The sequence below is a fragment of the Duganella guangzhouensis genome, from assembly GCF_009674535.1.
In the GTDB taxonomy this organism is placed as follows: domain Bacteria; phylum Pseudomonadota; class Gammaproteobacteria; order Burkholderiales; family Burkholderiaceae_D; genus Rugamonas; species Rugamonas guangzhouensis.
In genome coordinates, this window is sequence record NZ_WKJK01000008.1 from 197,623 (window position 1) to 219,917 (window position 22,295).

The 22,295-nt window shown below is 62.9% G+C and carries 19 protein-coding genes; 8 read left to right on the plus strand and 11 right to left on the minus strand.

Annotated elements, in window-relative coordinates; genetic code table 11:
- Window positions 1–57: 57 nt before the first annotated feature.
- The 6 genes from GJ699_RS16855 to GJ699_RS16880 all read right to left on the minus strand — a co-directional run bounded on the left by GJ699_RS16855 (window position 58) and on the right by GJ699_RS16880 (window position 6,862).
- Window positions 58–1,614 carry a glycoside hydrolase family 43 protein gene (locus GJ699_RS16855; RefSeq protein ID WP_154378277.1) on the minus strand — a complete coding sequence of 519 codons (1,557 nt, stop codon included), beginning with the start codon at window positions 1,612–1,614 and terminating at the stop codon, window positions 58–60.
- A gap of 2 nt (window positions 1,615–1,616) precedes the next feature.
- Window positions 1,617–2,495: an SMP-30/gluconolactonase/LRE family protein gene (locus tag GJ699_RS16860; protein ID WP_154378279.1), complete on the minus strand. Its 879-nt coding sequence runs from the start codon at window positions 2,493–2,495 to the stop codon at window positions 1,617–1,619.
- Window positions 2,483–4,060 (minus strand): aldehyde dehydrogenase (NADP(+)), encoded by a 1,578-nt coding sequence (locus GJ699_RS16865; protein ID WP_154378281.1) that lies wholly within the window; start codon window positions 4,058–4,060, stop codon window positions 2,483–2,485. The genes GJ699_RS16860 and GJ699_RS16865 overlap by 13 nt, the downstream gene beginning before the upstream one ends.
- Before the next feature lie 72 nt (window positions 4,061–4,132).
- Window positions 4,133–5,044 carry a 5-dehydro-4-deoxyglucarate dehydratase gene (gene kdgD, locus GJ699_RS16870; protein ID WP_154378283.1) on the minus strand — a complete coding sequence of 304 codons (912 nt, stop codon included), beginning with the start codon at window positions 5,042–5,044 and terminating at the stop codon, window positions 4,133–4,135.
- A gap of 134 nt (window positions 5,045–5,178) precedes the next feature.
- Window positions 5,179–5,919: a FadR/GntR family transcriptional regulator gene (locus GJ699_RS16875; RefSeq protein WP_154378285.1), complete on the minus strand. Its 741-nt coding sequence runs from the start codon at window positions 5,917–5,919 to the stop codon at window positions 5,179–5,181.
- A gap of 124 nt (window positions 5,920–6,043) precedes the next feature.
- Complete coding sequence (locus tag GJ699_RS16880; protein ID WP_154378287.1) at window positions 6,044–6,862, minus strand: HDOD domain-containing protein; 819 nt, start codon at window positions 6,860–6,862, stop codon at window positions 6,044–6,046.
- A gap of 212 nt (window positions 6,863–7,074) precedes the next feature.
- Between GJ699_RS16880 and GJ699_RS16885 the strand changes: the two genes are divergently transcribed.
- Complete coding sequence (locus GJ699_RS16885; RefSeq protein ID WP_154378289.1) at window positions 7,075–8,394, plus strand: porin; 1,320 nt, start codon at window positions 7,075–7,077, stop codon at window positions 8,392–8,394.
- 64 nt (window positions 8,395–8,458) lie between these two features.
- Here GJ699_RS16885 and GJ699_RS16890 read toward each other — a convergent pair whose 3' ends face one another.
- The 4 genes from GJ699_RS16890 to GJ699_RS16905 all read right to left on the minus strand — a co-directional run bounded on the left by GJ699_RS16890 (window position 8,459) and on the right by GJ699_RS16905 (window position 11,490).
- Window positions 8,459–9,040: a TerD family protein gene (locus GJ699_RS16890; RefSeq protein ID WP_154378291.1), complete on the minus strand. Its 582-nt coding sequence runs from the start codon at window positions 9,038–9,040 to the stop codon at window positions 8,459–8,461.
- A 16-nt stretch (window positions 9,041–9,056) separates the two neighbouring features.
- On the minus strand, window positions 9,057–9,755 hold the full coding sequence (locus tag GJ699_RS16895; protein WP_154378293.1) for a TIGR00266 family protein: 699 nt from the start codon (window positions 9,753–9,755) through the stop codon (window positions 9,057–9,059).
- Between the two features lie 25 nt (window positions 9,756–9,780).
- The gene (locus GJ699_RS16900; RefSeq protein ID WP_154378295.1) at window positions 9,781–10,356 is read right to left on the minus strand and encodes a TerD family protein; all 576 of its coding nucleotides are present in this window, start codon (window positions 10,354–10,356) and stop codon (window positions 9,781–9,783) included.
- Between the two features lie 84 nt (window positions 10,357–10,440).
- On the minus strand, window positions 10,441–11,490 hold the full coding sequence (locus tag GJ699_RS16905; protein WP_154378297.1) for a DUF475 domain-containing protein: 1,050 nt from the start codon (window positions 11,488–11,490) through the stop codon (window positions 10,441–10,443).
- A gap of 102 nt (window positions 11,491–11,592) precedes the next feature.
- On the opposite strand from GJ699_RS16905, the gene nhaR reads away from it, so the two are divergent.
- The 4 genes from nhaR to GJ699_RS16925 all read left to right on the plus strand — a co-directional run bounded on the left by nhaR (window position 11,593) and on the right by GJ699_RS16925 (window position 16,409).
- Entirely contained in the window at window positions 11,593–12,510 is a 918-nt protein-coding gene (gene nhaR, locus GJ699_RS16910; protein ID WP_154378299.1) for a transcriptional activator NhaR, read from the plus strand.
- A 91-nt stretch (window positions 12,511–12,601) separates the two neighbouring features.
- On the plus strand, window positions 12,602–14,101 hold the full coding sequence (locus GJ699_RS16915) for an OmpA family protein (RefSeq protein ID WP_154378301.1): 1,500 nt from the start codon (window positions 12,602–12,604) through the stop codon (window positions 14,099–14,101).
- Window positions 14,098–15,582 carry a hypothetical protein gene (locus GJ699_RS16920; protein ID WP_154378303.1) on the plus strand — a complete coding sequence of 495 codons (1,485 nt, stop codon included), beginning with the start codon at window positions 14,098–14,100 and terminating at the stop codon, window positions 15,580–15,582. Before GJ699_RS16915 ends, GJ699_RS16920 begins: the two co-directional genes overlap by 4 nt.
- Window positions 15,579–16,409: a hypothetical protein gene (locus tag GJ699_RS16925; protein WP_154378305.1), complete on the plus strand. Its 831-nt coding sequence runs from the start codon at window positions 15,579–15,581 to the stop codon at window positions 16,407–16,409. Before GJ699_RS16920 ends, GJ699_RS16925 begins: the two co-directional genes overlap by 4 nt.
- A gap of 3 nt (window positions 16,410–16,412) precedes the next feature.
- On the opposite strand, the gene GJ699_RS16930 is transcribed toward GJ699_RS16925, so the two are convergent.
- Entirely contained in the window at window positions 16,413–17,318 is a 906-nt protein-coding gene (locus tag GJ699_RS16930) for a choline sulfate utilization transcriptional regulator (protein ID WP_154378307.1), read from the minus strand.
- Window positions 17,319–17,489: 171 nt separating this feature from the next.
- Here GJ699_RS16930 and betC point away from each other — a divergent pair, with 171 nt between their 5' ends.
- Genes betC through GJ699_RS16945 form a run of 3 tightly spaced genes read left to right on the plus strand, consistent with a single transcriptional unit; the run spans window position 17,490 to window position 22,293 of the window.
- Window positions 17,490–19,028, plus strand: coding sequence for a choline-sulfatase (gene betC, locus GJ699_RS16935; protein ID WP_154378309.1), 1,539 nt, complete (start codon window positions 17,490–17,492; stop codon window positions 19,026–19,028).
- Complete coding sequence (gene choX, locus GJ699_RS16940; RefSeq protein WP_154378311.1) at window positions 19,025–20,023, plus strand: choline ABC transporter substrate-binding protein; 999 nt, start codon at window positions 19,025–19,027, stop codon at window positions 20,021–20,023. The genes betC and choX overlap by 4 nt, the downstream gene beginning before the upstream one ends.
- Window positions 20,024–20,061: 38 nt before the next feature.
- Window positions 20,062–22,293 carry a TonB-dependent receptor gene (locus tag GJ699_RS16945; protein ID WP_154378313.1) on the plus strand — a complete coding sequence of 744 codons (2,232 nt, stop codon included), beginning with the start codon at window positions 20,062–20,064 and terminating at the stop codon, window positions 22,291–22,293.
- The last annotated feature ends 2 nt before the right edge of the window (window positions 22,294–22,295 follow it).

A 22,295-nucleotide genomic window follows, 5' to 3' on the forward strand; every position in this document is an offset into this window, starting at 1 on the left:
TGAACAAAAATTATACTGCGGGGGTTTGGGGCGCGCGTTTGACGCAGGCCAAACGGATCAGGGAGTGACGCGGAAGTAGTCGATGTCGACGTGGCCGGTGGTGCCGGCGCTGAACAGGCCCATTTGGGCGCCGACCCAGCGGCCCATCCTGGCGGTGAACTGGGCACCGATCGGCGTGTACTTTTCGCCGTCGACGCTGTACGAGAAATTGGTCACGCCACCCGCCAGCACCTGCATGCGCAGCCACACCTGCGGTGACGACAGCTCGACACCAGCCTCCTGCTGTTCGTGACAGTTGGCCTCCGCCTTGTAGCAGCTGACCAGCGCCAGCTGGGTGCGGCCATCGGTGCGGCGCGTACCCAGCCAGGCGTAATCGAAGCCATACATCACCAGCCCCGCCACGCCAGCCTCGCCCAGCGCGGAAGCGTCGACACGCGTGGTGACAGTGAAGGTCTCTGCCGGCAGCTTTTGCAACAGCACCGACGGCACATCCCACAGATTGCCGGAACGCGGCTGCGCAAACAAGCGTAAACGCCCATCCGCCACCTGATACCACGACGGCTGCCAGTTAGCATTCCACTGCCACTGCAAGCCCAGCGCGGCGCCATTGAATTCATCCGACGTTGGCGGCGCCGCAGCGGTCTGCCCCGCCACCGGCAAACGATAACGCAGCACCGGCTCCCCCGCCGCCGTGCCGACATCCTTACCGATCAACGGCCAGCCATCGCGCCACGCCATTGGCTGCAGATGCACCACGCGCCCATAAGCGCGCTTGTCCTGGAAGTGAACGAACCAATCCTCACCCTGCGGCGTCTGCACCCACGCGCCTTGATGCGGACCGTTCACCGGCGAGCCGCCTTGCGCCATCACGATGCGGTCCTCATACGGCCCGTCGACGCGACGCGAACGGAACACCGACTGCCAGCCGGATTCCACGCCACCAGCCGGCGCAAACACATAGTAATAGCCATCACGCTTGTAAAACTTCGGTCCTTCCAGCGTGGTGTACTTCGACAGCTTGTTACCGTCGATGATCACCGTACCCTTGTCGTCCAGCAGACGGCTGCCATCCGGCGCCATGCGGCGCAGCGTCAGCACGTTGGCGAAACCTGCACGACTCTTGGCCCACGCATGCAGCAGATAAGCCTGACCATCATCGTCCCACAGCGGGGTTGGATCGATCAGCCCTTTGCCTGCCGCCAGCAGCTGCGGCGCGCTCCACGGACCAGCGAACTCCTTCGCCGTCATCACGTAGATGCCGAAATCGGGATCGGGATAGAAAATCCAGAACTTGCCGTCGTGGTAGCGCAGGCAAGGCGCCCACACGCCCTTGCCATGCTGCGGCTTGGCGAAGACATCCAGCGGCACCAACTGCGGCAAGGCGTGGCCGACCAGCGTCCAGTTGACCAGGTCCGGCGACTCCAGCAACGGCAGGCCGGGCGCATTGTTAAAGCTGGAGGTAATGAGATAGTACTTGTCGCCCACGCGGATCGCATCCGGATCGGAGTAATCGGCGTGCAGCACAGGATTCTGATAATCGCGCGGAGCGGTCGCGCAGGCGGCCAGCAAGGCCGCAAAAACAAAGGGCAGACACCGCAACAGTATCCGCCCCATGATCATGCTCCAAACAGCGTTTCTGCAACGCCTTTGACACCGGGCCGCAGCATCACCACCGAGCCGCCCCACTCCGCATCTTCCGGCTTGCCGGAGACGATGGAGGTGACCAGCAGCGTGTCCAGATCCTTGCCGCCGAAGGCGCACATGGATGGCTTCAACATCGGCACATCAATACGACGATCCAGCTTGCCGTCCGGCGTGAAGCGCAGCACGCAACCGCCGTCGTTACCGCATACCCAGTAGCAGCCATCGGCATCCACTGCGGCGCCGTCGGGACGACCGGCATAGCTGGTCATGTCGGCAAACACGCGGCGATTGCTCGGCACACCGTCGTCGATATCATAATCAAACGCCCACACCATGCGCCGCGCCGGATGCGAATCCGACAGATACATGGTGCGGCCATCCGGCGCAAACGCCGTGCCGTTCTGCGTCACCAGCTCCGACACGAACGGCGCCGAAATACCGCGCGCCGCATCGTAGCGGAACAGCTGACCGACCGCCTTCACCGCGCTCATATCCATGAACATGGTGCCGGCCCAGAAGCGGCCCTGACGATCGCAGCGGCCATCGTTAAAGCGCATGCCCTCGCCCAGACCCGAAGCCGGCGTCGCCAGCTTGAGCGCGGTCGCGGCTTGCGCCTCGCCCAGCTCCAGACTGAAGATACCGGACTCCATGCCCGCGATCAGGCCACCGCCAGCCTTGGCCGCCACACAGGCGACCATCTCGGCGTTGTCCCAATAGCGCACGGCGCCGGACGAAGCGTCCAGACGCCACACCCGGCGCGCCGGGATATCGACCCAATACCAGGCCGATTCCGCCGCGTTCCAGGTTGGGCTTTCGCCCACCGTGCATTGAACGCTGTTTACGCGTTCCATACCAGATCGCCGTTCACTACGCGCGGGATCTTCTGTGGGTTGGCGTCCTGCAGCGATTCAGGCAGCAGGTAGGCCGGTACGTCCTGGTACGACACTGGACGCAGGAAGCGATCGATCGCCGACGCGCCCACCGAGGTGGTGCGGCTGTCCGAGGTCGATGGGAACGGGCCGCCGTGAACCATGGCGTGCGCCACTTCCACACCGGTGCCGAAGCCGTTGAACAGGATACGGCCCACTTTACGCTCCAGCACTGGCAGCAGCTTGGCGGCCAGTTCCTTGTCGTCGGCGGTGGCGTGCACGGCGCCGGTCAGCTGGCCTTCCAGATGCTCGGCCACAGCCAGCAGTTCGGCTTCGTTTTCAGCCACTACCAGCAGCGAGGTTGGGCCAAAGATTTCGCCTTCCAGCGCGGTGTCGGTCAGGAAGCGCTTGGCGTCAACCTGGTACAGGAACGCCTGCGCGCCGCATGGCAGTTCGCCAGCCTGGCCGGCCGCTACCTGCTTCACGCCTTCCACGCCGGCCAGACCTTTGACGCCGCCGGTGTAGGCTTTGTGGATGCCAGGGGTCAGCATGGTTTGCGCTGGCTTGGCGCCGATGGTGCCGGCGGCCGCGTCAACGAAGGCTTGCAGCTTGTCCGATTTCAGCGCGATCAGCAGACCAGGGTTGGTGCAGAACTGGCCGGCGCCCAGCGTCAGCGAATCAGCGAAAGCCTGTGGCAGCTTAGGATTGTCCAGCGCGCCCGGCAGCAGGAACACAGGATTGATCGAGCTCATCTCTGCGTACACAGGGATCGGTTCTTTACGGGCAGCTGCGGTGTGCATCAGCGCCACGCCACCAGCGCGCGAGCCGGTGAAGCCGACGGCCTTGATGAATGGATGCGCCACCAGGTTTTGACCAATGGTCTGGCCCGAGCCGATCAACATCGAGAACACGCCTTCCGGCAGGCCGCACTCTTCCACCGCTTTGGCGACAGCCTTGCCAACCAGTTCCGAGGTACCCAGGTGAGCCGAGTGAGCTTTGACGATGACCGGGCAGCCGGCTGCCAGTGCCGAGGCGGTATCGCCACCAGCCACCGAGAATGCCAGCGGGAAATTCGAAGCGCCGAACACGGCAACCGGGCCCAGGCCGATTTTGCGCAGGCGCAGGTCAGGACGTGGCGCAGGCGCGCGGTCCGGCAGCGCGCTATCCAGCGCGGCGGACTGGAAGCGGCCATCGCGCACCACTTTGGCGAACAGACGCAGCTGGCCCACGGTACGGCCACGCTCGCCTTCCAGGCGGGCTTGCGGCAGACCGGTTTCCTGCATCGCGCGTTCGATCAGGGTCGGGCCCAGATCCAGGATGCGGTCAGCGATGGTTTCCAGGAATTTGGCGCGCTGTTCCAGGCCGGTGGCACGGTACACATCGAAGGCCGCGTTGGCCAGCTCGGCCGCGCGTTGCAGATCGGCGGCACCAGCCAGACCGAATGCCGGTTCGATTTCGACGTTGCGCGATGGGTCGACGGCTTTCACCGAGCCTTCTTTACCAACGAAGGCGGTACGACCAATGATCATTTCTCCTGCTACTTGCATTTTTGTGCGCTCCTATGTGTGAAAAGCGCGGACAAGCCGCGCTTAATGTGTGTTACCCGATAGCTTAGCCGATTACTGCGCGCCTTGCTTGAGCATCAGCTTGTGGAGTTGCTCAACTTCTTCCGGCGTCAGATCGGTCAGCGGAGCGCGCACCGGACCGGCATCGTGACCAGCCAGTTTGGCACCCGCCTTGACGATCGACACTGCGTAGCCGGCCTTACGGTTACGGATATCCAGGTATGGCAGGAAGAACTCATCGATCATGCGATTCTGTTCAGCGTGGTTGTCCGATGCCACGGCGTGGTAGAAGTCCATCGCCAGTTTTGGCATGAAGTTGAACACAGCCGACGAGTACACTGGGGTGCCCAGCGCTTTGTAAGCAGCGGCGTAAACTTCCGCGGTTGGCAGGCCGCCCAGGTAGCTGAAACGGTCGCCCATTTTGCGCCAGATCGAGACCATCAGTTCGATGTCGCCGATACCGTCTTTGAAGCCGATCAGGTTAGGGCAACGGTCGGCCAGGATCGCCAGCGAGGTTGGGCTCAGGCGGCAGTTGGCGCGGTTGTAGACCACAACGCCCAGGTTGGTGGCTTTGCAGACTTCCGCCACGTGTTCGATCAGGCCGTCTTGCGACGCTTCGGTCAGGTAGTGTGGCAACAGCAGCAGACCTTGCGCGCCGGCTTTTTCAGCTTCCTTGGCGTAAGCAGCGGCAACGCGGGTTGGACCACCAACGCCGGCCAGAATCGGCACCTGGCCACGGCAGGTATCGACGGCGGTCTTGATGATTTCTGGGTATTCCTGTGGGGTCAGCGAGAAGAACTCACCGGTGCCGCCGGCGGCGAACAGCGCGGTCGCGCCGTACGGTGCCAGCCATTCCAGACGCTCAATATAGGTCGACTTGCGGAAGTTGCCTTCTGCATCGAAGTCGGTTACCGGGAAAGACAGCAGGCCGGAGGAAAGGATTTTTTTCAGGTCATTCGGTTGCATTACGGTCTCCAATATTGGCGTCTGATGAGGTGAGGAACGACATTGCGCGTCGTGTTGTATGACATCGTACAACCAGATTCGGACGGAAGCAAGCGATTTAACGTAAACCGTCAGATCACCGCCGCGAACGTTGCTTATCCGCTCACTTCCTGCTGCGCACGGCGCAGGCGCTCGCGGCTGTTACTCAAATGGGTACGCATCGCGGCGCGCGCCGCCTCCGCATCCTGACGCAGGATGGCGTGATAAATATCGTCGTGTTCGCGGTTGACGCGTTCCTGGTAGGCCACCGGATCGTCATGCGCCAGCTGCGCCGAATCGAGGCGCGCGCGCGGAATGATGGTGTTGCCGAGATCGCTCAGGATATCAATGAAATAGCGGTTGCCGGTTGCCTGCGCGATCAACAGGTGGAACGCCTTGTCCGACTCCACTGCCCCGGCGCGGTCCGGCGCGGTGATGATGCGCTTCAGCGCGGCATCCATTTGCTGCACCTGCTCTTCGCTGCGGCGGGTGGCGGCCAGCCAGGCGGCCTCAGTCTCCAGGCTGATCCGCAGTTCCAGGATGGACAGTACATCGCCAATGGTGCGGATGGTGTCGGACGAGAACAGATTGGACGGCTGCGGCTCCAGCACAAAGGTGCCGATGCCGTGGCGGGTCTGCACCAGGCCGGCGGCCTGCAGGTGCGAGATGGCCTCGCGCACCACGGTGCGGCTAACGCCGTGCATTTCCATGATGACCGACTCGGTCGGCAGTTTCTCGCCCGGCTTCAGCGTGCCGCCCTGGATGCTGCTGGTGAAGGCTTCCACCACGCCCTGGGCGAGGTTGCGGTGCTTCTTCTTGGGCGGGGCGACGGAGGCGGCTGTTGCGATCTGATTCATGGCACGTAAACTGTTGTATGACGACTATTAGGATACACGCATTGGCGTATAAAACGATGCGCATATTGCCAGAGATTGGCGTCCGATAGTATCGGCTAGGTCATTTTTGCCACAAATTGCAGGGTTAGACCAGCAAGGCGGCACTCATGGAAGCGGCCTCATCGGCCGATTCGCGCAGCATCTGCTCGACCAGCGCGTTGTCGTCCAGGAAACCGTCGAGCGAGGGGTTGTCCTGCTCCCCCGCCAGCGGCGACGATACCGGCGCCAGCCGCTTGGCGATTAGCAGCGTGTCGCGCAGGCCCAGCGGCGGCGGCGTCAGCGTGGCGCCGCGCAGCGAGACGATGGCCTGGCTGACCGGTTCCGGGATGGCCAGCTTCTTCATCATCTCGCGCGAGATGATTTCCATCGCCGCACCCATCCAGTCGGCCGGGTCGTCCAGCAGGCCCGGCATTTCGTCGGCGCGCGACAGCAGGTAAAAGCCGCCGGCCTCGTGCACGATGCCGGCAAACAGCGCGGTATCAGCATCGCTGGCGGTCAGCTTGCGCGCCACCACATGGGCCAGCGCCGCCACGTGCGCGGTGTGGCGCCACAATTGCTCGGCCTGGGCGCGCAGCTGCGGGTCGCGGATGCGCGCGCCGAACTGCCGCACCACCATCGCCGCCGTCATGCTGTACAGATTGCGATACCCCACCCGCTGCACCGCCGCCCGCACGCTGGTGACCGGCGTGCCGCTGCGGTTGAACACCGCCGCATTGGCCAACGCCACCGTGCGCGCCGCCAGCACCGGCTCGGCCAGCACCTTGCGGATCACATCGTCCAGCTCGCAGTCCGGATCGGCCAGCGCCAACTGCAGCCGCAAGGCCGCGTTGACGCTGGTGGGAAACACCAGCTCGCCGCGCGATGCCTGCGCCACGATCTGCGAGAAGTCTCTGAGTTTTTCCATGGAAATATTATAGCGCGTTGTCCAACGGCGCTACTTGCAGCGCTTAAGCCGGTCAGCAATCAAAGCACATTTACTTCCAAATGCTAAGTATGCGTTCGTTTTTTGCAAGTGTGTTTTCCCTGCCACGAATTTATAGAACACTCGTGCCATTCTTTCCGGACTGCTATAGAGTCGAGTTACCGAAACATAACAAAACATCGGAGACAAACCACATGAAGAGAACCGCCGCATCCGCAGCGTGCCTGGCCGCGCTCGCCCTGATCACCGGCCATGCCGCCGCCCAATCCTCGGTCACCATCTACGGCACGCTCGACGTCGGCCTGGACCGCGTCGACAAAAGCCAGGGCAATGTACAGGGCACCGTGTTTGGCAGCAGCGGCGGCGTCGCCGTGCCCAACAGCGTGGCAGCGCCGGCCAGCGTCACCAGCCGTCTCAGCCCGTCGCACACGCGCCAGAGCAATATCGGCTTCAAGGGTGTGGAAGACCTGGGCAGCGGCTGGCGCGGCCTGTTCGTATTGGAGGGCGGCATCACTATCGACAACGGCGGCCTCGCCAACGACAACCGCCTGTTCGGCCGCCAGGCCTATGTCGGCCTGACCACGCCGGGCGGTGAAGTCAAGCTGGGCCGCCAGGCCAGCCCGATGCTGATCTCCTACTACCTGGTGACGCCGGAAGCGCTGGGCAGCACCGACCTGTTCGGCGCCGGCCTGGTGCTCAACACCGTGCAGACCTGGCAGGACAACCAGGTCAGCTACGCCATCAAGCAGGGGCCGATCACCGCCATCCTGTCGTACGCCACCAATGCCGGCATTGGTTCCGGCATCAGCGCGGCGCGCTCGGTGGCCACTTCGTCGACGCCGGTGGCCACTGCCAGCACCGGCCAGATCGTCGGTGGCCTGACCGCCGGCGCCGAAACCGCCAGCGGCCGCGGCAAGGCGGCCGGCGCCATGCTGGCCTACCGCACCGAGGAACTGGTGGCGCTGGCGTCCTACCACCGCAACAACTTCGACAACGTGCCGATCGGCGTGGTGTCCGGCACCACGCTGGTGCCGCTGTTCTACGGCGAGAAGTTCAGCTCCTACATGGGCGCGGTGAAATACACCATACCGGGCGTCGGCACCTCGATCGCCGTGGCCGGCCATGAAGCCAAGTTCTCGCTGCGCGGACCGATCGATCCGAAAGTGCGCACCTGGACCGCGACCCTCAAGCATCCGATCGGCGCGTTTGACCTCAGCCTGATCCTGCTGGACGCGCGCTTCACCAACTACACCGAGGGCAAGGACCGTGGCGCCATGCTGGGCCTGGACTACAACTTCTCCAAGCGCACCGCGCTGTACTCGCGCTTTGGCGGCATCAAGGACACGCGCGGCAAGACCGTGGTATCGAGCGCAACGCCGCTGCCGTTGTCGGGCGGCCCTGGCGCCATCCTGATCCCGCTCGGCACGCAGGAAGTGCCGCTGTTCTCCGGCGCCGGCCAGAACATCGATGCCCGCACCACCATGCTGAGTCTCGGCATCCGCCACTCGTTCTAAAAAAAAAACGGCGCACTGTTGGTACAGTGCGCCGCAAAAGACTACAGCCGGAAATCGTTATAACTTACAGGTGGGTGGCGATCTGCGGCAGCAGATCGTCAAAGGTGCGGCCATTGCCGTTTTCGCCGATGGCATGCATTTTCCACTCGCCGTTGTGACGGTAGACCTTGGCCATGATCTGCGCCGAGTGCGGCCCTTGCACCGACAGGTTGAAGCGCGCCACCTCGCGGCCGTTGGCCGCATCCAGCAGACGGCAATACGCATTCTCCACCTGCGCGAACGTCTGGCCGGTGAAGCTGTTCACCGTGAACACCAGGCTCTTGATGTGCGACGGCACCGCATTCAGGTCGACATTGATCTGCTCATCGTCGCCATCGCCGGCGCCGGTGCGGTTGTCGCCGGTGTGAACCACGCTGCCGTCCTTGCTCTTCAGCTGACGGAAGAAAATCACATCCACCGGACGATGGCCTTCGTCGAACAGCACGCACGACGCGTCCAGATCGACCGCTTCGGTTTTGGCGCCGAAGCCGAGGAAGCCCTTGGTCTTGATGGCGTCCCACCCCAGGCCCATGGTCACGCGGCCCAGCGCGCCGCCGGCTTCCTTCTCCAGCGAGATCTTCTGACCCTTGCTCAAATTGACTGACATAGTTGCTCCTTAATTTTTACGATGCGGATTGGCGCATCAGCCAGGCCTGCAGCGACGCGCTGTTGCGCGAGCAGATCAGCACCTTGCCTTTGCCCGAGAAGCGCAATACCACGCCCTCGCCGCTGGTCTGGCTGTTCACCAGATTGCTGAGAAAACCGCTGTTGCCGCCGGTGGTGACCGAGATTTCATGGTGCAACGCACTGTCCCATGCCACCACGTGCGAGTTGTCGATGATGATGTCGCGCCCCGGCTCCACCTCCAGTTGCGAGATCGAGCCAAAGCCCGATACCACCACCTGGCCGACGCCGCTGGTCTCGGTGACGAAGAAGCCACCGCTACCGGCGAACAGCGCATTGCCCAAGCTTTGCGTGCGCACCTTCAGCTCGACGCCGGAGGTGGCGGCGACAAACGCACCGTCGCTCAGCATGTATTGCTGGTTGCCGGTGTCGAGCGTCTGCAACGCGCCCGGCAGAGTCGGCGACAGCAGGCAATCGCCATCGCCGCGCACCGCCTCGATATGCTGCTGGAAGAAGGACTCGCCGTTGGCGAAGCGCCGCATGATCGCCGCACCGATGCCACCGGTGATCTTGCCCTTCAGGTCGAGCGCCGCTTCCATCATCACCATCGCGCCGGATTCGCAGTAGATCTTTTCGCCCTGCCGCATCGACACGTGCAGGAAGGGATCGACATCACCGGTGATCGTAAATACTGGCATGATTGCGAGTCCTTTCTATGTTGAGTTAAACGCCGACGCCGAACGAGCCAGCCAGCGGACCGAGGCCGCCCTTGAAACCCTGGCCCACGGCCTTGAACTTCCAATCGCCACCATTGCGATACACCTCGCCGAAGATCATCGCCGACTCGGTCGAACCATCTTCCGACAGGTCGTAGCGAGCGATTTCGGTGTTGCTGCCGGCGTTCACGGTGCGGATGAAAGCCTTCTGCACCTGGCCGAAGTTCTGACGGCGCGCGTCGCCCTCGTGGATGGTGACGCAGATCGCGATACGTTCCACATCGGCCGGCACCTTGGTCAGATCGATGGTGACGGTTTCGTCATCGCCATCACCGGCGCCGGTGCGGTTGTCGCCCGAGTGCGCCACCGACTGGTCGGTCGATTTCAGGTTGTTGTAGAAGATGAAGTCGGTGTCATTGCGCACCTTGCCATCCGCTTTCAGCAGGAAGGCCGAGCCATCCAGGTCGAAGGCATTGCCATCGGTGGCGCGCACGTCCCAGCCCAGGCCGACGGTGATCTTGGTCAGGCCAGGGGCCTCTTTGCTCAGGTTGACGTTGCCGCCTTTTTGCAGACTGATTGCCATTTGTATTGCTCCTAAAATGAGAACCGGACTATGGGTACTGCAGGCGGCGGGCCGTTGTCCGTAATGAACGACCCGCCGGATTCTTTACGCCGTCACGGCGAGGCTGGCTTGCTGGCGGCGGTGACGTACCGACGACCATACCGAGGCGGCGATAAACGCCACGCCGATCAAGCCGGTGAAGATCTCGGGCACATGGAACTTCATACTCGCCAACATGATCACGGCCAGAATGCCGATCGCGTAGTGGGCGCCGTGCTCCAGGTACAGGAACTGGTCCAGCGTGCCTTTCTTCACCAGGTAAATCGTCATCGAGCGGACAAACATCGCGCCGATCGCCAGGCCCAGCATGATGATCACGACGTCGGTGGTGATCGCGAAGGCGCCGATCACGCCGTCGAAGCTGAACGAAGCATCCAGCACTTCCAGGTACAGGAAGCCTCCGATACCGCCGCGCTTCACCATGTCACCGACGTTGCCGCCGCCTTCTTCTTCCTTCTCCAGCAGGCTGCTGATGCCGTCGACACCGACGTAGATCAGAATGCCCCACAGGCCGGAAATCAGCACCACCAGCTTCTGCGCTTCAGTCACCAGGCCCATACAGCCCAGCAGCACACCGATCGCGATCATCACCGAGATCGAAGAGACCTTGCCCAGCGAGCCCAGTTTCTTCTCGAAGTTGCCCAGCCAGTGGGTTTCCTTCTCGTGGTCCAGCAGGAAATTCAGAAACACCAGCAGCAGGAACATGCCGCCGAATGCCGCCACTTCAGCGTGGTGATTGGTCAGGTGGGTCGAGTAGGTTTTCGGGTCGTTCAGCGCCAGCGTCCACACGTCCAGCACATTCATGTCCGCCGCCACCGCCACAATCACCAGCGGGAACACCAGTCGCATGCCGAACACCGCGATGATGATGCCGACGCCGAGGAACAGCTTCTGCCAGTACTCATCCCAAGTCTTCAACACCGAGGCGTTGACCACCGCGTTGTCGAACGACAGCGAAACTTCCATTGCCGCCAGAATCAATGCAATACCGAAGGCGGACAGCGCGCCGCCCCACCCCGCCAGCCCGTAGCCCCACCAGCCTGCAACGGCAAGGCAGATGAGGCTGACGAGAAATGAAAATCTAAAGTGCTTCATCGTCTATCCCCGTGTTTATTAATCAGTGGGATGCAGTGTAAAGAATTCCGACACTTTGAAAAATAGAAGATAATTGAAGCTTAACTTCGTAAAAATCGAACTATGAAAAACAGCGGATTGAATTTCAGACACCTGTATTTCTTCTGGACAGTAGCCAAAGAAGGCGGCGTCACCCGTGCCGCTGAGCGGCTGGGGCTGGCGGTGCAGACCATCAGCATGCAACTGGCATCGCTGGAGCAATCGATCGGCAAGCAGCTGCTTGAACCGCAGGGACGGCGGCTGGTGCCCACCGAAGCGGGCAAGCTTGCGCTCAGCTATTGCGATCAGATCTTCGCGCTGGGCGATCAGTTGCAGGATGCGTTGGAGGAAGCCGAGACTGGCAAGATGCGCCTGACGGTCGGCATCTCCGACTCGCTGCCCAAGCTGATCGCCTACCGCCTGCTGCAGGCGACGCAAAGCATGGGCACGCAAGTGCGCCTGGTCTGCATGGAAGATGAATTTGAAAACCTGCTGGCCGAGCTGGCGCTGGGCAAGCTGGACGTGGTGCTGACCGACCGCACCGTGCGCGCCGGCGGCAGCCTGAAAGTGTTCAGCCACCTGCTGGGTGAAAGCGACATGAAACTGTTTGGCGTGCCGCGCCTGGCGCGCAAGTACCGGCGCAACTTCCCGGCCAGCCTGCACGGCGCGCCGCTGCTATTACCGACCCGCAACAACGCCTTGCGCGGCCGCATCGACGCCTGGCTGGTGGAACGCGAAGTGCGACCGGAAGTGATGGGCGAGTTCGAGGACAACGCCATGCTCAACACCTTCGGCCGCAATGGCCTCGGCATGTTTTTCGCGCCATCGGCACTGGCGCAGGATATCGAAGACCAGTTCGGCGCGGTGCTGATCGGCGACGCACCGGAGCTGCGTGAACACTTCTACGCCATCTCCAACGCCCGCAAGATCACCCATCCGGCGATTGAAGCGATATTGAGCGCGGTGCACACGGGAACTTTCCTCACATCCACTCACGAATAATTCAAGAGCATTCTGAAGCAGATCAAAACCTGAGCGGTTAGGCGGACTAAATTAGTGGATATTCGCCGTCAGCCGTCCAGGGGAGATCGCCGTGAAAACACGCTATGTCATCGCCGTTGCCAGCGTCTCCCTGCTGAATGGTTGCGCCACCGATCCGCGTACCGGCCAGCCCTCGCTACAGGAAACCTTCGCCAGCAAAGATCCGTGCTCGAATAACGCCCGCAACCTGGGCATTGCCGGCGGCGTCATACTGGGAATCCTCGTCGCCAATCAGGTCAGCCATTCGGACCGGGCGCGCATCGCTGGCGCGGTGGCCGGCGCCACCGTCGGCGGATTGATCGGTCAAGATATGGACCGCCGGCGCTGCGAGCTGGCCAGGATCGCACAGCAATACGACCTGCAGTTGAAAACCTCAACCGTATTGAGTAACGGCGCGGTGGTGCCGGATACCAACCGCAAGGACGCGGCCGGCATGGTGGTGGAGGTGCACGAGCCAGCTGGCCGGCCAGGTCATTTCGACAGCAATTCCGATCAATTGACCCAGGCGGCGCAAAGTTACTTCTCGGCGATTGCCGATGCTTATCATCAGCGCGCCAGCAGCAGCGGCGGCGTCCAGCGCAAAATCTTGCTGATCGGCCATACCGATGATACCGGCGATACACGCCTGAACGCCGACTTATCCGAGCGCCGCGCCCGCACCGTCGCGGCTTATATGGAAAAGCGCGGCATCCCGCCAGCATCGCTGTATTACCAGGGCGCGGGCGAAGCCTATCCGATCGCGGACAACAGTTCGGAACCGGGACGCGCCCAGAACCGCCGCGTGGAAATCGTTGAAGTGGCCGACAGCGCCACATTCAACCGCTACCTGGCTGACCGCAAGCCGCGCTACGACTTGTATCGCACCACCGAGGCATCTGCCGTCGCCCGCCTCGACGTCGCGCCACCACAGACGAAAGCCGCACCCGCGCGGCCATCCGCACCGGCAAACACGACACCCCCGGCCAGCGATGGCATCGATTTTGGCGGCACGCCTTTCAGCGGCACCGCCGCCATCGATATCGGCAAGCCGGCCGAGGCCAGCCGCCTGTTCTCCCTGATCAGCGCGGCGCACGCGGATGCCCCCGCCATCATCACCGATTGCTCCCGCGACCGGCCGCGCATCGCCAACAGCGTCAAGACGCTGGCGGATGGCAAGACCTACCGGACCAGCGAGTACCTCCCCGGCCTGTACGGCAAAACCTGGGCCGACCTGGTCAACGGCCATCTGGTGGTGCTCAACAAAGTCAGCGTACTGGCCAGCGAAGGCGCCGCCGCCAACCTGCCCGAATTCAAGGTCTACCCCAACTACAAGCCTGCCAACAGCGCCATCGCCGCCATCAACGCCACCCCGGACGTCAACACCTATCTGGGCGACAAAGGCGTGCTCTACCGCATGTTCCTGAAGGACAAAGGCGGCCTGCTCTGCGCCGACGTGGTGTTCGGCAAAGACGGCGGCAACTCGGCCCACGGCGGCAGGCTGATCTACTCGCGCGGCGCGCGCCTGATGAGCGCCGACTTCAAACCATCGATCAACCGCAGGGGAAGCCCATGAAAGAATTCATCGACCTTCATCCGGCGCTGCTCTGGAGCATCGCCGGCCTGATCCTGCTCCTGGTGCTGGCCGCCACCTTCTGGCAGCAAATCAAATGGTGGTGGTTCAACACCTGGGTCAACTTCCCGCTGATCGGCCGCATCGCCACGCTATCGCGCGACGCCAATGAAGACATCTGGTATCCAGGATGGTTCTGCGGCGAGCGCACGCTATGCCAGGAATACAAAGACTTCGTCCACCTGCAGGACGAGCTCGACTTCGACGAGAAAGTCACATACCTTACCAAAGCCGGTGACAATGGCCGCAGCGGTACACCCGGCTGGATCTGGTTGCTGACGGTGGTCATGGTATTCATCGAGGCATTGGGTTTCTCCTACGTGCTGGCCGGCTACACCATTCCTGGCGCCAGCGAAAACCTGCAACAGACCGGCGCCTACGGCATCGCCTTCCTGATCGCCGCGATCCTGGTCGCCTTCACCCATCTGGCCGGCCACGAACTGTACAAATCCGGCCGCATCAAGAACGCCCGCCGCGAATGGGTAGAAGACAAGCGCCGCTTCAAACTGTCGACCGGCACCATCCCGCTGGCGCGGCCGCAGAACAGCGACGACCACATGCCCGCCTACACTCAGCTATGCAACCGCGTCGGCGCCCATCCCACCTATCTGGTGTCGATCGCCACCCTGATCATCGTGCTGCTGATCGCCGGCGCCGCCACCTACGTGCGCGGCCAGGTATTGGAGAAAGAACTGGTGGCGCGCGTCACCCACAGCAGCCAGCGGATCGACAGCATGGACCTGAGCCGCCCCTTGCCACGCTTGCCGGATGCCGATGCCGCGTCCGATCGCGACGCCGACCGCAAGGCAGCCAGCGACGAAGCGGACATCGACCGCCATGGCGGCTGGGCCACCTTCATTGTGCTGGCGTTTGTATTTGTCTTCCTGCAGATGCTGGGCGTGATCTTCGGCTACCGCTGGGGCTTTGCCGGTCAAAACAGCGCCCAGGCGTTTCGCGAGATGGGCCACGGCCAGTATTCCAGCTACGCCGCCATGCGTGAAAGCTACCGCCGTGTGGCCGACACTGCGCAGGCAAGGTTGGCCGTCCTGCAGCAGAAGATCATGGCCCGCAACAGCCATGTCGGCACCTCCGGCCAACACCTGAGCAAGACCTTTCGCGACTACATTCAGGAAACCCGCATCGCCGATCAGGCCGAATGGCAGAACCAACGCCATCACGCCGAAGCCGTGCGGCGCCAGCAAGCCGCCAGCCAGGACATGGGTGACGCGGCGCCGCCAGCGGATTCCGCCGTCGACGCCGTGATGGAACAACTGGCAGCACTCGGCGACGACAAAGCGGCCAAGCTGGCGATACTGTCAGACTTACCGGACCAGCTGCAGCAACAGGTGATCACCGCTCTCAAGCGGCGCAAGCAAGCACAGGCCCGTCGCGCCCGCAATACCGAACTGGAGAACCTGCTGTGAAGTGGAACACGCTGCTGCCAGCGCTATTGCTGAGCGGCGCCGCGCTGGCCGGCAACACCGACGCCGTGCCCAGTTGCGCGCACCAGGCGCTGCCCGTCTTCCCGCCGATCGCGCGCGAACTGATGGTGGCCATCGACCAGACCACGCTGCTCGACAGTTCGCTACAACAATCGGTCGCCAACGCCATCAAGCCCTTTCTGAGCGCCGGCAACCGCTTCAGCATCGTGGTGTTTTCCGCCTACACCCAAGGGCACTACACCGATGTGCTGGTCTCCGGCGGACTGGACGCCCCGCTGCCATCGCAAGCGCGTGACGACATCGCCAAACCGCTGCTGGTCCGGCTAGACCTGTGCCAGCAACGCCAGCGGGAACAGGCGGCGCAAGCCGCCAGTCAGGCGTTGCGCGCGGCGTTCCAGGGCAGCAGCGGGCATATCGCCCGCTCCGACATCTACGCCAGTCTGCGGGCAACCTCCAGCATCATCCGGCGCTCCGCCGCGCCGGACAAGGTGGTGCTGATTGTGTCCGACATGCTGGAGAATTCATCGGTGGCCAACTTCTACGGCGACGCCGGCAAATCGGTGCGCAACATCATCACCGCGCGTGAAATGCGCATCGTCGAAAACAACCACTTGCTGGCAGACTTCGGCGGCGCGCGCGTCTACGTCATCGGCGCTGGCCTGTTGGCCGACGATGCCGCGCACAACAAGAGCTACCGAGATCCCAAGACCATGCAAGCGCTGCAAGCCTTCTGGAGCGCGTACTTCAGCAAGTCCAACGCCCGCTTGATGGAGTTCGGCCAACCGGCGCTGCTCAATCCCATCCCCTGAAAATCATGACGCGCACTGCCGCACGATCCAGTCCTGCAGGCTGTCCAGCGCTTCCCAATGCTCGCGGCCATGCGGCGTGACCAGGTGGTAGCCGCGCGCGGTTTCCAGCGGCGGCACCGCCGGCGCCACCAGTTGGCCTTCTCGCAGCAGCTCGTCCACCAGCGGGCGCCAGCCCAGCGCCACGCCGCGTCCGGCCATCGCGGCCTGTATCACCAGCGGATAATTCCCCAGCGTGAGGCTTTGCGTGTGCGCTGTCGCTGGCAGCGCTTGCAACTGCGCCCAATCGTCCCACGTCATCCAGCGCGTGCGGTTGCCGCTTTCCAGATGCAGCAGCGGCATCCGCATCACCTCGGCCGGCGTGCCGGCGCCTTGGTGGCGTGCCAATAACGATGGGCTGCAGACCGGCACCACCAATTCCGGCAGCAGCTTGCGCGCATCGCAGCCCGGCCACACGCCGTCGCCAAACACGATCGCCAGATCGACCGGCTCGTCGCGGATGTCGAACATGCTTTGCGCCGTCATGATGCGCACGTCGAGCTCCGGCCGCTGCTCCTGAAACGCGGCCAGGCGCGGCATCAGCCAGAAATTGGCGAAGGCGAAATCGGTGGCCACCGTCAGCACCCGGCGCGTGCGGCGCGTGCGGATCTTGTCCACTGCGGTGTGAATCGCCGCCAGATGCTCGCGTATCGCCTCGTACAGCGTGCTGCCTTCCGCCGTCAGCGACACGCCGCGATGCGCGCGCTTGAACAGCGGCGTACCCAGATCTTTTTCCAGCGCGGCGATGCGCTGGCTGACCGCCGGCTGGCTGGTCCCGAACTCCTCCGCCACCTGGGTAAAACTCAGATGGCGCACCGCCGATTCGAAGTACACCAGATTTTGCAGCGGCGCGTTGGCGGGCTTGTATGACATAATTTTTCCTTATGCATCCATAATCAAATACGCTGAATATACGCTATAAATCAGTGACTTAGACATAAACTTAGATTATGAATTCGCATATGAATATACGAATTGATACGTTCCATTGATGGTGGTTTGGCATGCAGAATGAGGGCCATTCATCTGCTTTTGACAACGTTTATGCCGCAACGCCAGCCCAACATCCTGATCGTGATCGCCGACCAACTGACGCCACGCGCGCTATCGGTCTATGGCAATCGCGTCACCCGCACGCCGCACATCGACCGGCTGGCGGAGCAGGGTGTGGTGTTCGATTCGGCCTATTGCAATTCGCCGCTGTGCGCGCCGTCGCGCTATGCCTACATGACCGGCCGCCTGCCCTCGTCCACCGGCGGTTACGATAACGCCGCCGAGCTGCCGGCCGATGCGGTCACCTACGGCCACTATCTGCGCCACGCCGGTTATCGCACCATCCTGGCCGGGAAGATGCACTTCTGCGGCGCCGATCAGCTGCACGGCTTTGAAGAACGCCTGACCACCGATATCTATCCGGCGGACTTCAGCTGGACGCCGGATTGGGAGCGCCCGCAGCTGCGTCCCAGCTGGTACCACGACATGAGCTCCGTCACCGAGGCTGGTCCGTGCGTGCGCACCAACCAGCTGGATTTCGACGACGAGGTGGTGTACGCCACGCGCCAGAAACTGTTCGACCTGGCGCGCGATGCCGATCAGCGGCCATTCTGCCTGACCGTCTCGCTGACGCATCCGCATGATCCCTACGCCATCTCGCGCAAATACTGGGATCTGTACCGCGATGAAGAAATCGACGCTCCGCGCGTGCCGCAAGCGCCGGCCGATGAAGACCCGCACTCGCGCCGTCTGCGCGACGTCATCGACATCGAACGCACGCCAGTCACCGAACAGCAGGTGCGCGATGCGCGCCACGCCTATTACGGCGCCATTTCCTACGTCGACGAGCAAATCGGCACGCTGCTGCAAACGCTGGAGGAGACTGGCCAGGCCGACGACACCATCATCATCTTCACCTCCGATCATGGCGACATGCTGGGTGAGCGTGGCTTGTGGTACAAGATGACTTTCTTCGAGCCGGCCACCCGCGTGCCGCTGATCGTGCACGCGCCGCTGCGCTTTAACGCGCGCCGCGTGGCGGCATCGGTATCGCTGATCGATGTGCTGCCAACGCTGCTCGACCTCACGCACGCCGACAGCGCCGACAGTCCCGACTTCCCGCGCGAGCTGGATGGCCGTAGCCTGCTGCCGCACCTGCAAGGCGCAGCGGGCCACGACGGCGTCACCGGCGAATACCTGGCTGAAGGCGCGCTGGCGCCGCTGGTCATGCTGCGCAAAGGCGCCTACAAATATATCCACTCGCCGGCCGATCCGGACCAGTTGTACCACCTGGGCGATGATCCCGATGAACTGCACAACCTCGCCACCGATGCCAACGCCGCGCCAGTGCTGGCCGCGTTCCGCGCCGAAGCACAGCAACGATGGAACTTCGAACAGTTGCACCAGCAGGTAGTGAGCAGCCAGCGCCGCCGCCGTTTCATCGGCGCCGCCAACGCGATCGGCACGCATCACGCGTGGGACTATCAGCCGAAGCAGGACGCCAGCCAGCGCTACATCCGCAACCACCTGTCGCTGGGCGAGCTCGAAACGCGTGCCCGCTTCCCGGCCGTGAAAAAGGGCGCGGCATGAAGCCCTCGCTACGCCTCCGCCTGCATCACCTCGCCCACCTCGGCCGCCTGTGCGCAGCCGCCGCGCTGGCCGCCAGCGCCGCAGGCATGGCAACGGCGGCCGGCGCCGCCCCCATCACCGATCCCGCCTCCTGCCGACTGGTGAAGATGGCCGATCCTGGCTGGACCGACATCGCCGCCACCAACGCGCTGACTGGCATCGTGCTGGAAGCACTGGGCTACGAACAACGCGTGATGCCGTTATCGGTGCCAATCACCTACGCCGGCATGAAGAAAGCGCAGGTCGACGTCTTCCTCGGCAACTGGATGCCAGCGCAATCGCGCCTCGTCACGCAGCTGCTGAACAAGGGCGTCATCGAACAACTGCACGCCAACCTGCCCGCCGCCAAATTCACCCTGGCCGTACCAAACTACGTCGCCAAAAACGGCGTGCGTACCTTCAGCGACCTGGCGCACCACGCCGACAAATTCGACCGCAAAATCTACGGCATCGAAACCGGCGCGCCGGCCAACCAGACCGTGCGCAAAATGCTGGCGGATAAAGCCTACGGTCTGGATGGCTGGAGCATCGTCGAATCCAGCGAACAAGGCATGCTCAGTCAAGTCGCGCGCAAACAGCGCAGCAATGAATGGATCGTCTTCCTCGCCTGGGAGCCGAACCAGATGAACAACACCTTCCAGCTCACCTACCTCGACGGCGACAAAGACTACTTCGGCCCCAACTTCGGCAGCGGCAGCGTGCATACCGTCACCCGGCGCGGCTACCGCGCCGCCTGCCCCAACCTCGGCCGCCTGTTCAGCCAGATCGAATTCAACACCGCGCTGGAACACGCCATCATCGCCGACATCGTCCACAAACGCCCACAGGCGCGCCCCTCCGCGCTACGCCAACTGCAGGCGCATCCCGAATTAATCAACGCCTGGCTGACAGGCGTCACCACCCTCGATGGCCGTGACGGCGCCGCCGCCCTGCGCGCGCGCCTGGCCCAACCCTGATTCCACTTCCCCCTAACAGCCAACCGTCGGAGCACCTGATGCGACAAAAATTAAAAATCCAGCCCCTCACCTTCGCCGTCCTGCAAGCGCTGGCATGCAGCGCCTACGCCGCCGAACCAGCCGATCCCGCGCCGCTGCCGTCCAGCGATGCGCAATCGATCGACACCGTGTTCGTACAAGGGCAAGGACGCCAGGTGCAAAACATCACCCGCAAGGATCTGGAACAGGCCACGCCCGGCAGCAGCCCGCTGAAAACGCTGGAGAAGCTGCCCGGCGTCTCGTTCCAGTCGGCCGACGCGTTTGGCGCGTATGAATGGTCGACCCACATCGCGATTCGCGGCTTCAGTCAGAACCAACTGGGCTACACGCTGGACGACATCCCGCTGGGCGACATGAGCTACCGTAACCACAACGGCCTGCATATCAGCCGCGCCATCTCGTCCGAGAACATCGGCAACGTCACCGTCTCGCAAGGCACCGGCGCATTGGGCACCGCATCCACCAGCAACCTTGGCGGCACCATCAGCTTCACCACACGCGGCCCGGCCGACGTGGCGGGTGTAACGCTGGCACAGACGCTGGGTCAGGACAGCACCTCGCGCACCTTCGCCCGCTACGACACCGGCTTGCTGGACACTGGCACCAAAGCCTACCTGTCGCTGACGCGCCAGCGCGCCGACAAATGGAAAGGCGACGGCGGCCAGGATCAGGACCAGTTCAACTCCAAAGTGGTACAGAACTTCGGCGCCAATAAACTGAGCGCCTTCTTCAACTACTCCACCCGCGACGAAACCGACTACCAGGACTTGTCGTTCGACGCCGTGCACCGCCTCGGCTACAACTGGGACAACTACGCGCCGGACTGGCAGCGCGCCGTCAATGCCGCCAAAGGCATCTACAGCGGCGGCGTGAATAATCTCGACGACGCCTACTACCTTGGTCGCGGCCTGCGTAACGACTGGCTGGGCGGCGTGGCGCTGGAGCTGAATCCCAACGACGACGTGCGCGTCAAGCTGAACGCCTACAACCATCGCAACCACGGCGAGAGCCACTGGTACACACCGTACACGCCATCTTCGGCCACGGTGCCGATCTCGGTGCGCGCGCAGGAGTACTTCATCGACCGCGATGGCGTCACCGCCAATGTCGACTGGTCGCTGGGCGATCACACCGTGTCGTTCGGCGGCTGGGCCGAGCGCAGCGTGCATAGCTGGACCCGCGCCTTCTACGCCGTCAACGGCCCGGAAAGCACCGACCACTTCCTGGAAAATCCATTCTCCACCGTGATCGCGCAGCGCTTCGTCACCCACACCGCGCAGCTGTATCTGCAGGACGTCTACGCCGCCAGCGACAAACTGAATCTGAGCTACGGCTTCAAGAGCACCAAGGCCAAGATCGACGGCGAAAACCAGATCGGTGGCCGCGCCGGTGGCACGCTGAACGCGCAAAAGAACTTCCTGCCGCAAGCCGCGCTGACCTACGCGCTGACGCCGCAGGACGAACTATTCGCCTCCTTCGCCAAAAACATGAAGGCCTACCAGGCCGGCGCCGACGGTCCATTCTCACAAACGCAGCAAGCATTCAACCTCAGCGCCGGCAAGGTCAAGCCTGAAACTTCGACCAGCATCGACCTTGGCCTGCGCTCGCGCCACGGCCCGCTGCAAGGATCGCTGGCGCTGTACGCGGCCGACTTCAAGGACCGTCAACTGAACGTCGCCACCTGCACCGGCATCGTAGGCTGCGCCACCACGCTGGCCAACGTTGGCAAAGTGCAGACCAAAGGTCTGGAAGCGGCGTTGGACTGGAAGATCGACAGCGCGTGGGGCTGGTTCAACTCCTTCACCTACAACGACTCCACCTACAAGGACGCGCCGCTGTACTACGAAGGCACCACCGCCATCAACGTCAACGGCAAGCGCGTGGTCGATGCACCGCGCCTGCTGTTCAACACCGAACTGTCGTACGAACACGCCGGCTGGTTCGCCAAAGCCGATGCCAAGTACACCGGCACCCGCTACTACACCTATCTGAACGACAGTCCGGTGCCATCGTACTGGCTGGCCAATCTCAGCGCCGGCTACAAGCTTGGCAAGGTCGGACCATTCAAGAGCGCGACGCTGCAGCTGAACGTCACCAACCTGTTCGACAAGCGCTACTTCGCCACCATCGGCACCAATGGTTTTGTCAGTTCGGATCCATCGGGCAGCTTCGCCACCATGCTGGCCGGCGCACCGCGCACCGCCTTCATCACGCTAAGCGCCAAACTCTAAAC